Source organism: Cohnella abietis (assembly GCF_004295585.1).
Classification (GTDB): Bacteria; Bacillota; Bacilli; order Paenibacillales; family Paenibacillaceae; genus Cohnella; species Cohnella abietis.
This window is the reverse complement of record NZ_AP019400.1, coordinates 1,359,082-1,371,227: the sequence shown is the minus strand read 5'-3', so window position 1 is coordinate 1,371,227 and position 12,146 is coordinate 1,359,082. Positions and strand designations below refer to the sequence as shown.

Sequence of the window (12,146 nt, the reverse complement as noted above, 5' to 3'; positions counted from 1 at the left end):
TCCTAAATAATTCCCATACGAGTATAAGTAAGCCCTATGCCACAGCACTTTCATTCGTCCTGCAGCATCACCTCCCTCTCTATGAACAGGTTACAGTGGGCACATTATTCCACGATTCCCGTTCTTTCAATTCCAGTTACGAACCATCGCTGTAGGAACATGAAGACAATAATCGGCGGGAAAATAATTAAGAATGCAGCCGCCATTTTAGCACCCTCTGTTACCGGATTTTCAATGGTGTTCCTTTGCCCCAGCAATGACGGATTGAGCACATCCTCCAGCTGATCAAGTCTAATAGACAGCGGTGTGAAATCTTTAGCTAGAAACCATTGCGGCTCATAATACATGTTCCAGTACCAAATAAAGGAGAAGAGGAATACAACTAAGCAAGCCGAGCGCGCCAATGGAAGCATAATTCCAAAGAATAGTCTTAAGGTCGATGCTCCATCCAGCTTGGCCGCTTCCTCTAAACTTAATGGCTGCGACTTGAAAAATTGTCGGAAGATCAGAATGAATAGTGCACTCTTAAGCCCTTGCCCGAAAAAGGCTGGAATCAGAAACACGAAAGGTGTATTCAACAGACTAAGCTTGCTATAAATAACATAGAGCGGAATGATGATAATTTGCGGTGGAATTAGGAAGGTCAAGATGACAAGTGCCGTGAACAACCCTTTGAACGGGATTGAAAGCTTGGCGAGCGCATAACCTGTCATTGCACATATAAGTACCTGTATAAGCGAGCAGGATATCGCAATTATTGCGGTATTCTTAAGTGCATCCATATACTGCAGCCCTCTGAATGCATCTGATACGTTATCCCAGGTAATCACTCGTGGAATCCAGGTTACCGTCGGATCAAGCAAATCACTTAAGTTTTTGAGCGCTGTGCTGATCATATATAGGATTGGCTGTAGATAGAGATAAGCAACGATAGTAAGAAGTCCGTATAAAATAAGCTTGGCAAGCAGCCCCTCCGAGATATTACGTCCTATGACAACGACTTTGATTCTCTGTGCTGTGCGGCTCCAGAAAACCCCTTTTACCTGCCTGCTTACCTTCTCGATCCATAACTCGCTGTTCATTAACGTGACCTCCTTGTATTCATGCTTCGATTAAACAGCAGCAGTACAAGAGCGATCAGGACGAAAATAAACCCGAAGTATATCCAAGCAAGCGCGCTGGCATAACCATAGCCTGTTTCTATCTTGAACATGTTGTCCTTGATATGCTTTAATACCGGGTTAAGCGGAAATGTAAATAGATCGATAATGGTGTACAGCACGTTCAAGCTAATGAAAGGTATGCTCGCTGGCAGCGTGATTTTCCAGAAGCTGTCCCACGGAGAAGCCCCATCAATGCGGACAGCCTCATAAATACTCGGGGAAATCGTCTGAAAGCCCGCGATGAAAATAAGGATTTGAACACCTGAGTACCAAAGAATTAAGATAGCCCTACTGAGCACTACCATTATTATTTCGGTGAATTGCTTCCCGACATATTGATTGATTAGCGGTTCAAGGTTGTACTGCTCAAGAAAGGGAATTTCACCCGCTCCTTGGGAGAACAGCTCCGAAAGCACCTGGCCGGTGGCGAAGATAACAGGCAGGAAAAATATCGCGCGGTAAATAAATCTTCCGGGAAAGCGCTGATTCAGCATCAAGGAGATGAGTAGAGCAAAGATGACAATCATCGGAACCATCAGAAGCATTTGCTGAAAGTACGTAATGAGCTCAATCGGGAAAATGTTGTCTGTTACGAATGCGGCCCTGAAGTTCTTCATGCCAATCCAATCGTATTTGAACCCACCTGGAACGACTGCTACTTTATGAAGAGACATAAACAAGGACCAGCCGATCGGAATTGCGACGAAAACACAGAAGCCGATTAGCCATGGAAGGAGGAACAACAACCCAATTCCATATCTTTTGGTAAAATAAAGGCGCCTCTGCTTTGCGATTACTTTTGCCTGACTCAAGCGCCTCCACCTCCTTCAACGTCGAACGTTCCCTTGTTATAGTCGACGATGACGCGGGTTCCGTCCTCATAGGTCGTTTCAAACCGTTTATCAGCTAACTTCTTATGACCGACAATTTTCTGTGCGAACACCTTCGCGAGAGAATCGAACTGACCATATTCTTTGCCAATGCGGTCCGCCCATTTCTCATACTGGCTGCTAAAGAGATAAAACCAAATGTTCAGATCCATCAGCTTGCGCGACTCGTCGTAAGTCAGGAAGAACGTCGGCATCGCCCCATATTCGATGGACTTCAGGAATTCAGTTTGTACATCGTTGCGTAAATTCCCACCATCTCCAAAGCTGTAAGAAACATAACCGTGCAGCACGATTGGGTAGAAGGGTACCGTTTCATCAATCATGAAATCATAACTGGAATCGTTAGGTAGATCATCGATATAATCGACATTATTAAGCGAGTAATCGTTGCCTCTGTAGACACCAGAGGTTCCAAGCTCACGCCTCGTGTAATCAAGCAAGCCCTTGTAAATTTTAATGGCGTCCTCGCGTGTAGTAAGCCCTGTAGGATCATAGTCATTGAATACCATTGAGCCCAGTCCATCGTAGAACATTCCGGACACGCCGATTTTCTTCAGTTCTTGGATCGACTGGTAAGCGAGATCCACCGTTCGGGCCGGCTTACTTAGAAACCAAGTTTCGTCCTTAAACACGGTTCCATCCATTTTCCGTACTCCGCTGTTTCTAGGTGATAATGATGTGCTTGAGTCATCTAACCAAATGAGCTGGTCATAAAATTGAACACCGATATCGCTCTTACGCAGCTCCGATACGAATGCTTTGGCGGCAGAGTTGCCTCCTAGCTTCGCTTCTATCGGGAAGCGTTTATCTATCTTATTTCCACCCATTCGTTGCCATCCATAGTAGACTACCTCCATGTTGGCAACTCCCTTCTTTTGAAGGCCCTGCACAATTTCCGTGGCCTGAGCAAAGGTCGTTGTGGGAACATACTCGATTTGGTTATAGGCTGCGCGGAAGCCGCCCCCCATTATTTTCAAATACAGCGGCACGTGCTCTACCGGCTTCAAGGGACTACCTAATCCACCAGTTTCGATTAAATAGTCTCGGTAAGCATTAGCCATCCCGACATAGTCCGTATCTTGGCTGCTTAGGAAGCGATATTCAATCTCACGGTCTGTTTTCAGCCGTTCCTTCTGAACCGCCTTAATGGGTGTTGGAGGAATACGGCTTCTCTGGTACAAGTAATTCTCCCGGTAGATCTGGCTCGTATAAACGTTGTAGAATGTCGATTTCATCCCCGGCGGCATAGCGGCTATGTTCGACGAGTCACCACCGCGGGTAATGATGGCCACGAACGCGTTTGCTCCTCTTTTAACTCCGAATACGGGGAATGCGATATCTTCACGCCGCTCTCCAGAACGGAACCAGTTGAGCATATTAGTGACATCAAGCCCATACACCTGATGAATGTAGCCCTTAGATAAATCTGCACGCTTGCTATCAAATTTAATTAATCCCCCGGGGCCATCCGGAACGAAAATATAGCCATCTTCACCTGCCGCCGCAGCTCCGAAATAGGGAAGTAAATCGAGGGAAAATACGACAAAGTCTCCCTCCTCCTTAATCCCGTCCGTTGGAACGCGCACCTTGAGTCCCTTGTCAGTGAGCTCGTATTGAATAGCTAGACCCAGCTTCTTTTCTGTAAAGCTATACGAAATCTGAAGCCCTTTATCGTTCTTAATCATTGCAATCTCAAGCTTCGGATCAAGCGCATTAACGACCTTCTCTGTCGTCTGGTCCTTCCCAGTGGTTGTGACATAGGTCAATGCGAAGGGAGATTGCAGATTCGCAAGCGGCAATCCCTTAACCGTTTCACCCGCTAATTGCTCCTTAGTCGGGTTACTAGTCCATCGATGTCCTGATCTTTTATCCAAAAGCGCAATCTGCGTATTGTCAGGTCGAACATAAAGGCTATAATTCTTATTCTCTAACGCAAGCGCAAAGCCGTCCGAACCAGCTCCAGGCTTCCATGGCTCTCCAACATAAAGCGGTGTGTGCATAGAGACAGGCTCGGCGATTCCCGCTTCCTCAAGCGCATGTACGAGCGATGTTTCTCCTCCCCGAGTAAAGAAAATGAACAGTAGGACAACAAGAATGCATATAGACATTGCTATAAGCTTTACGCGAAGCGAGAGACGCTTGATGAAGTTAACGATAGAAATTCACCTCTTTGTAAAGCTGATAAAAGAAGTCGTACAGGTTGTATGACAATCCGAACACAAGAAATCCAAACAGCCAAATCGTAGCAATCGCGAACAATGTAATGGCAATGTTCTTCAACGACTCCAAGAAATCAAAGTTATGGATGACCTGCGTCATGACCATAAACATAACAGCCATCCAAATATACATAACTGTCGTTAGTGAACGAATTAATACCGATTCATCAAGCGTCAGAATGTTTGACAAAATAATGATTGGCGGGGAGAAGAACAGGAACGGGGCCAATGCATAGGTACTGCCTTGGATAACCTCTCTGAACTTTCCTTCTCCATCCTTGATGCTGCATACAAGATAGTTAGCAATAATCCATGTGATCCAAGGGAGAACGAACTGTCCCAAAATTCTAAGCAAATTGATTTGAGATAGATCAACTGGATAGAAGAGAAAGCCAGTCGTGTACACCGTAATTATTTTCATGCCTATCACTGCTGCCAGAATGAGAAGAATGGACCAGAGAGAAACTCTTGCTTCCTTCAACTTATAGAAGCCATGGTAAGGATGGATCATTACGTAGCCCAGATTACGTAAATCAGCTACTAGGCGTTTAAACACGGAGGGCAATGACCAACGGCTAAGAAGCTTCTTAATACCCCATGGGAGAAATTTGATAATAAGACCTATCGCGATAAGAACCATAACGAAGATGATAAAATGATTCTGGAGCCACTCCAGTCGAATTTCCCAGAATGCTTTGGAATAGCCCTTAGTGTCATAAGCTTCCTTCATGAAGGAAAGCGCTTGTGCGTTATCCTTTTCTTCTAAATACACCTTCCCTAGTCCCTGATAGGTTCCAGTAAACATTTCGTTACGGGCATATACCCTCTCCCAATACGGCTTACTATCTGCATACTTTCCTTCCCCATAGAGGACAATCGCATTCATTACGTCATTTCCAAAATCGCTACGCACGAATTTATGAACGGTTTTCGTTCTACTGTCAGAAACCCAAATGTTACTCTTGGAATCAATGCCAATGCTCGTCGGAAAACCCATTACCCCGTACTGCTGCGTATTATTGTCCGTGAATCCGAAAGCAAACAGGACAGTTCCATTGCGATCAAATATATTAATCCGACCAAAATCTAAATCTACGTTGTACAAAAATCCATTCTGGTCGATTGCAACATCTACTATGCCTTGACTATGTTGAAACAGCTTCCCCTTATAAGAATCCACTCCACCCGCATTCAGCTTACGAATTGCCGCCGAGCCGAATCCGCCTGCTGTTGCGGTGTAAATAAAGCCTTCCTGATCCATAGAAATATTTACAATCGGCTTAGGCAAGCTGGGGTTTTCCTTCGCCAGCTGTTCCTTATTGAGAACAGCCTTCTTCAACCAATTCAACAGAGTCTGCTGGGCTTTGTTAGCGCCGAAGAAGCCCATGAACTCCCCATCCTTATTCATGCGCAGAAGCCCTTGATAAGAGGCATTCATAGCAACATACATAACGCCGCGTCGATCAACGACAAGCTTAATAGGAACGAAGTGCTCTGACTGCAGCAGGTTAGATGTAGGCTTCTTATATTCGCGAACAAATGAGCCATCAGCACTAAATACAGCAATACGCTGATTACCCGAATCCGCAACATACACCGTTCCGTCAGGCGTAACGAATACACCTTCAGGAGAATCAAGATGACCTGCTCCCTCTTCGTCACCTATCGTCTGAATAAGTGTTCCGTCGTTATTCATTACGAAGATATGACTATTTCCTTTGTCAGCCACGTACACTTTGTCGTCCGCTCCGATATGAAGATCAACAGGCTCATCGAAATGGTCTCCATAGGCCCCAAATGGCTTATAGACCGCTTGGATGCCCATCCAGAGGGAACGATTGCTGTCAAAATACGTGGTCTGGTAAGGGATTCGCGCATGTGTCGATTGTGGTGCGACCAGCAAAGCCGTCGCAGCCAGAAGCACAAAAGCAAGCAATCTCTTCATCGTTCCGACTTCCTTTGCTGGTGGAATTACTTGATACCGGAATGGATCATCGTCTCAAGCACTTTCCTCTGGAAGAGGAGGAATATAATTAAATTAGGGATAAACATAAGCAGTCCCGCAGCGGCAGCGACATTCTGTCCGGCTACACTGTTCTGAAGCCCACTGAGCAAGCTGTTAACGTAAAAGGCGAGAGTTCTCATCGTCTCATCCTGCATAAACAAGGTAGAGGTCTCAATATCTCCCCATACGCCTTGAAAGGTAAAGATTGAAATGGTTGCGATAGCCGGCACCGCTAGAGGTAGCACAATTTTGGTGAATATCCCAAAATGACTTGCACCGTCGATTCTTGCTGCCTCCATTAGCTCTCCGGGAATTTGTGAAATAAACCCGACAAGCATGAATACCGCTATCGGCGAAGCCAAGGCGGGCAAAATATGCCCGAGGTACGTGTTATTCAAATGAATGCCGCTAATAATGAGATATCTTGGAATGCCTACCGTCTCCGGGGCAAACATCAAGGAAAGTGTAATCAAGGACAAAATGAGCTGTTTGAAATGAAATTGATATTTAGCGAGTACATAAGCAGCCATCGTGCTGACGACAATGACACTAATAAGAGTGAGCGTCACCACAACAACGCTATTGAACACATACCGGCTAAACGGAACAGTAGCGTTCGTAGCGTGAAGGAACAGCTGCTCGAAATTGCTTCCCGTCGGATTTTGTACGAAAAATCGCGGGGGGAACAGAAATAGCTCATTCGTAGGCTTGAAGGCGTGATTCAGAATAAAAACGATTGGCAGCGACATGAATGCAGCAAGACCGGTAAAGACCACAACCAGGATGACCTGGAACGGCGTTATTCTTCGAAGTCGTCGAATCATCGTTCTACAGCTCCTCCTTCGACCCGAACAGCCGGTAGGCGAATCTCATTGCGAAATAACTAACAAGCAGCAGTACAACGGAAATCGCTGATGCATATCCCAGCTCAAAGCGGATAAAAGCATAATCATCAATATGATTGATTACAAGATGTCCCGCGTACTGCGGTGTGATAGGTAAGCCTGTTAATTGCGTTGAGATGCTCCCCGCCTTCAGGGTCGTCACAATGGTCATGACGGCACTGAACAGCAGCTGCGGCTTCATTGATGGAAGCGTAATATAGAATACTTCCTGGAGCCGGTTGGAGATGCCGTCTATACGACCGGCTTCGTACAGCTCCCGGTTTACAGTCTGCAATCCCGCCAGCATCGCAAGAAAACCAACGCTGAAGCTAATCCAGAGGGATACAACAATCATGACCTTGAGTAAATATTCAGGCTTCTGCAGCCAGACAATCGCATTATCTATCCACCCCATATGAAGCAGGAAGTTATTCAGATAGCCAACACGATCCCCACTAAAGGCGGCAATCCATACGACGGATAATGCAACTCCCCCTGCCATTGAAGGTGCGTAGAACGCTAAGGTGTAATAGTCTCGGACCCTAAGGGGGAGCTGATGAATTAGCCAAGCGAATAGGAAGGCAAGAATATAACCGCCAGGTCCAACAATTAGTGCAAATAGAAAAGTGTTCGGAAGCGCTTTAGTAAGAAAGATAATGTCTTGCGTGAACAAAGCGATATAGTTATCAAATCCAATGAACCTTAGAGACCCGAAGCCATCATAAGACGTAAAGCCGAGTGTCGCAGCCATGATGACTGGAACAACGATAAACACTGTGAAGCAGATTAGAAACGGCGCTAAAAATAGGTAGCAGAAGCTATCACGACGAATCTCCGTCCAGAATCGATTCCACTTCAACCGAACTGAAGTCATCCGTGCCACTTTAACTAAACTGGGGGAAAGCTCCGTATTCATGGCTCAGATCCCTCCCATTCGTAAGGCTTAATAATTTGGGGAATTCGCAGATCGTCCTTGCTCGTAATTCCGAAATCCTTCTGCCTTCGGTTCATTTCCCTCTGCAGAGATAGCTGAGCCTTTTCCAACGACTCCTGAGCAGGCATTCCGTCAAATACGGTACGGTTCCAAGCAAAATCCATTTCCCTTGTGAGGAAGTAGTAACCGGGAACGTAAGGCATGTTTTTGGCCCATCTTCCTTGCTCCCTGAGCGCCAGTAAATCATCGTTCGGCCAGGATAAGGTTCGCATCGCTTCAACATTTGCCGTGTTCCACCTGAATTCAATCCCATAGAATGATTCAATGTCCTTAGCGTACTGGGCTTGCACCTCACCTGAGGTCCACCATTTCAGGAATTCCCATGCATCGTCCTTACGTTCGCTTTTCTTCATAATCATTGCCGCGGATGTCCCTTGCGACGACCACCTTGCTACCTCTCCATCTGCCTGCTTAATACCTGGAAGCGGAGCAATTTTCCAATGACCGGTTATTTCAGGAGCTGCGACGAGGAGCTGTACATATGTGCTGAAATCGGCAACTCCAATGGGTAAATCCCCATCGCGGAAATGCTGGAAGAATGCCGGGATATCAATAGGAAGATTGTATTTACGGTACATCTCTGTCCATTGCTTGAAAGCTTTCTGTCCGGCTGTGCTTGTCAGGTTAGCTTTTAAGCCGTTAGGCGAATAAATCTCGGCTTCATTCTGGAAGAACATCGTCATGAAATCGGCCTTCGGATAGTTCATCGTCATTCCGTTCTCTTGCAGCGTTGGCAAAATATCGAAGACGTCCTCCCAAGTGTCTGGTACTTTCAGCTTTAGGTTCTCGAAGATATCCGTTCGGTAAAAGAGCATTTGGAAATTCTGTATCTCAGGAAGCCCATAAGTACCACCGTTGTAGGTCAATGCACGTTTAACGCCTGGAATGAATCGTTTGCTTACCTCCGTGAATCCAGCAAAGGAGGACAGATCCTGAGCCGCATCCCGCATCGCGAAGTCTGCAGGCGTTGCCTCTCCAATACCTAGCGCAACGTCGGGCACATCACCAGCCGCGTTACCGAGAACAAGCACGTTCGGGTTCGGCATCAGATTAATGTTGACTTCAATTCCCGTCTTTGGCGTGAAATCCTGATCAACCATTTCGCGCAGCAGATCGACGTAATCACGACCTCGCTGTACCCAGATTGTTAGCGCCTCATTCTTGTTATGCTTCTTAGTGTCATAGTCCATGTAGAACGATCGACCAAAATCGACGATAGAGTAAGGTACCCGAGACAAGGGCGTAGGCTCCTTAAGACCGGTAGTCGTACCTGGGGTACGAACGACGATGTAGTCAAAAAGAAGCGGCTGCTGTGCCAATGTGGCCATCCACGTTCCAATATTGCTCTGAATGGTGGAGAAATCGTTGATTTTGTTCGGGACCTCATTGACGTTTGCCCTAAGCTCATCAAGTATCGTGATAGAAACCTTAATGGCTTCCGACAGGTCTGAATTTTTCTTATTTAATCCATTGATATATTCACGAATCGCTGACAAACGGTCAATGAAGCTTTGCATCTTCGCTTCAATGTCAGGATCGAATTTGACCATATCCCATGTTCTAGTCGAATCCGTATTCGCATCAAAGGCGTTTTTACTGTAATTCCCTGTAATCAGCCTGATGTGTCTATCGAATTCAGCAAGCTGGCCTAGAGTGTCCTTTAAGGCTAAGGTCACCGGCTGAAGCTCCGACGAATCTGCCGTCATTCGTAGCGTGTGATCGCCCTTCTCTAAATAAAACTGATAGGGCTTACCTTCTGAATCTCCAACAGTCGTAATAAGAAATTCCTTATGGTAATCCATTCCGAAATGGAACATCTCCCGAAAAGGAGCTTTCCCATCAATCTCAAGCGTCCGATATGCCCGAAAGCCGTTGCGATAATTTTGGAAATTTTTCAGATCGATCTCATACAAGCCGCTTTCCGGAACGGACAATTTCCACTCCACCCACTCACCCGGCATTCGCCATCTCTGACCTCCGAGCACGTTATAGGTAATGCGGCCTTTAGGGTCAGGAGAGATGTAAGGCTCCGACCAATGATCCGTTTGAATAGCCAAGCTGGACTTGCGCATGAAATTTTCTGCCTCAATCACGGAATACCAGCTTTTCTGCGAGGTATTCGCTGGATGAGCTGCAATGTAATCCGAGTAAGGAATCGTTGGATTCCTCGGTTGAAAGACAAGGTTCCTTAAAGCAACCGGCTCTCTCTCTCCGATAAGACGCAACGTATGCTCACCCTGCTCCAGCCGGTAAAGAAGGGGCTCAGAGGAAGCCGAGAAATCAGATAAAGCCTTTGTCTTCCATCCGGTAATTTCCGTCTGCTGCGGTCGAATCTGCATGCCGATTTCATTGCGATCATACGGATACTTAGCATCCTTCCATAGGCGCTCAAGCTCAAGGTTTTCCGATTCTAGGAAAGGAAAGCGCCCATCAATCTGCACGCCACGAACGACTGCGGAGTTCCCTCCTTCGAGAGGGTTATAGTCCATATGCAGCTCATACCATCCGGCATTGGCCACATTAAAGGTCCATTCCACCCATCCTTGGGAGTTGCTCCAGTTCAACGCAGCACCCTCCGCGTCTTTGGAGAGCGAGGCTTCAGTTGACGCCTTTGCGTATTGTGTTGCATTTATTGGGATTGGCTGTTCTTTTCCCGGCTTTCCAGCATCGGGAGTACTATTAATGAGCTTGGCGTAGGGCTGTGTAACCTTATTGTCTTTGTACGAAAGCAAATCTGAAGCATTAATCGTTGTTGCGTAAATGACAGGATCGGAGCCGGAAATCCATCGAAACGCTCCGAATAAGACAATTGCTGCCAACAGGAGACGAAGGGTAGATCGAGGAAATTTGATCCTCCTCATCCTCCATCTCCTCCAGCCGCTAGTGATACTCCTGTGCTCACGTCAAAGAAGTGAAGCTTACCCATATTGAATCCAATTGCAGGCTTATCGTCCTTAAGATAGATAGATTCAGGGTCGGTACGTGCGATAACTTTTGAGTCACCAACGGTAACGTACACGTATGAATCAGCTCCAGTTACCTCTGTCATCTGCACAACTGACATCGCAAACCCATTCTCATCATCATCATCAGGCTCGAACGGCTTTAATAGAACATTTTCCGGTCGAACACCCAGAATAACGTTACGGACTGCACGGGTTAATTTTTCGAATGAAGAATCATATGACCGTGGTAGTAAGAGCTTCATTCGCTTGTTGGAGAAATAATAGCGTCCTTCCTCCAGAGTGACGTTGCCTTCAATGAAATTCATTTGAGGCGAGCCAATGAATCCCGCGACGAACAGATTAGCTGGTTCATCATAAAGCTGCTTCGGCGGAGCGACCTGCTGAATGACTCCATCCTTCATAACAACGATTCTAGTACCCATCGTCATGGCTTCTACTTGATCATGAGTAACATATACGGTCGTACGTTTAAGATCGCTTTGAATTTTTATAAGCTCCGCTCGAGTCTGAGCTCTCAGCTTAGCGTCCAGATTAGATAGCGGCTCGTCCATGAGGAATACTTGTGGCTCACGAGCAATTGCCCTCCCTAATGCAACACGCTGCTTTTGTCCACCTGACAGCTGGCTAGGCTTGCGATCAAGTAAATGAGATATTTCCAGAACCTTAGCTACTCTATTCACTCTTAGCTCGATATCGTATTTCGGCGTTTTGCGCAGCTTAAGTCCAAGCGCGATATTGTCATAGACCGACAGGTTCGGATATAGCGCGTAATTCTGGAATACCATCGCGATATCACGATCCTTCGGAGAGACATAATTCATAAATTTATCGTCGATATACAATTCCCCGGCGCTAATTTCCTCGAGACCCGCAAGCATTCGCAGTGTTGTCGACTTGCCGCAGCCGGAGGGACCGACTAAAACTAGAAATTCCCCTTCTTCAATGGACAGGTGGAAGTCGTTAACGGCCGGGCGCGACTCCCCTTTGTATTGTTTGAACACATGGCTGAATGTGATGCTTCCCAC

At 46.4% G+C, this 12,146-nt stretch carries 8 protein-coding genes; all 8 read right to left on the bottom strand.

What is annotated here, in order from left to right; translation table 11 throughout:
* Nucleotides 1-104: 104 nt before the first annotated feature.
* From KCTCHS21_RS05490 to KCTCHS21_RS05455, 8 genes are read right to left on the bottom strand one after another with little or no spacing between them, the layout of a single operon-like run.
* Nucleotides 105-1,082: a carbohydrate ABC transporter permease gene (locus KCTCHS21_RS05490; protein ID WP_130605698.1), complete on the bottom strand. Its 978-nt coding sequence runs from the start codon at nucleotides 1,080-1,082 to the stop codon at nucleotides 105-107.
* A complete protein-coding gene (locus tag KCTCHS21_RS05485; RefSeq protein WP_232058092.1) occupies nucleotides 1,082-1,975 on the bottom strand; it encodes a carbohydrate ABC transporter permease in 894 nt (297 codons plus the stop codon). The genes KCTCHS21_RS05490 and KCTCHS21_RS05485 overlap by 1 nt, the downstream gene beginning before the upstream one ends.
* On the bottom strand, nucleotides 1,972-4,161 hold the full coding sequence (locus tag KCTCHS21_RS05480) for a DUF5696 domain-containing protein (RefSeq protein ID WP_130605696.1): 2,190 nt from the start codon (nucleotides 4,159-4,161) through the stop codon (nucleotides 1,972-1,974). Before KCTCHS21_RS05480 ends, KCTCHS21_RS05485 begins: the two co-directional genes overlap by 4 nt.
* Nucleotides 4,162-4,201: 40 nt before the next feature.
* Nucleotides 4,202-6,217 (bottom strand): YIP1 family protein, encoded by a 2,016-nt coding sequence (locus tag KCTCHS21_RS05475; protein WP_130605694.1) that lies wholly within the window; start codon nucleotides 6,215-6,217, stop codon nucleotides 4,202-4,204.
* A 26-nt stretch (nucleotides 6,218-6,243) separates the two neighbouring features.
* The gene (locus KCTCHS21_RS05470; protein ID WP_130605692.1) at nucleotides 6,244-7,101 is read right to left on the bottom strand and encodes a carbohydrate ABC transporter permease; all 858 of its coding nucleotides are present in this window, start codon (nucleotides 7,099-7,101) and stop codon (nucleotides 6,244-6,246) included.
* Between the two features lie 4 nt (nucleotides 7,102-7,105).
* Nucleotides 7,106-8,077, bottom strand: coding sequence for a carbohydrate ABC transporter permease (locus KCTCHS21_RS05465; protein WP_197726506.1), 972 nt, complete (start codon nucleotides 8,075-8,077; stop codon nucleotides 7,106-7,108).
* Entirely contained in the window at nucleotides 8,074-11,016 is a 2,943-nt protein-coding gene (locus KCTCHS21_RS05460) for an extracellular solute-binding protein (protein ID WP_130605690.1), read from the bottom strand. Before KCTCHS21_RS05460 ends, KCTCHS21_RS05465 begins: the two co-directional genes overlap by 4 nt.
* Entirely contained in the window at nucleotides 11,013-12,146 is a 1,134-nt protein-coding gene (locus KCTCHS21_RS05455) for an ABC transporter ATP-binding protein (RefSeq protein WP_130605688.1), read from the bottom strand. The genes KCTCHS21_RS05460 and KCTCHS21_RS05455 overlap by 4 nt, the downstream gene beginning before the upstream one ends.

Excerpts from the sequence above, each read along its gene's own strand:
- KCTCHS21_RS05465 (WP_197726506.1), bottom strand. The coding sequence starts at position 8,077 with ATGAATACGGAGCTTTCCCCCAGTTTAGTTAAAGTGGCACGGATGACT.
- KCTCHS21_RS05490 (WP_130605698.1), bottom strand. The coding sequence starts at position 1,082 with ATGAACAGCGAGTTATGGATCGAGAAGGTAAGCAGGCAGGTAAAAGGG.
- KCTCHS21_RS05475 (WP_130605694.1), bottom strand. The coding sequence starts at position 6,217 with ATGAAGAGATTGCTTGCTTTTGTGCTTCTGGCTGCGACGGCTTTGCTG.
- KCTCHS21_RS05480 (WP_130605696.1), bottom strand. The coding sequence starts at position 4,161 with ATGTCTATATGCATTCTTGTTGTCCTACTGTTCATTTTCTTTACTCGG.
- KCTCHS21_RS05470 (WP_130605692.1), bottom strand. The coding sequence starts at position 7,101 with ATGATTCGACGACTTCGAAGAATAACGCCGTTCCAGGTCATCCTGGTT.
- KCTCHS21_RS05460 (WP_130605690.1), bottom strand. The coding sequence starts at position 11,016 with ATGAGGAGGATCAAATTTCCTCGATCTACCCTTCGTCTCCTGTTGGCA.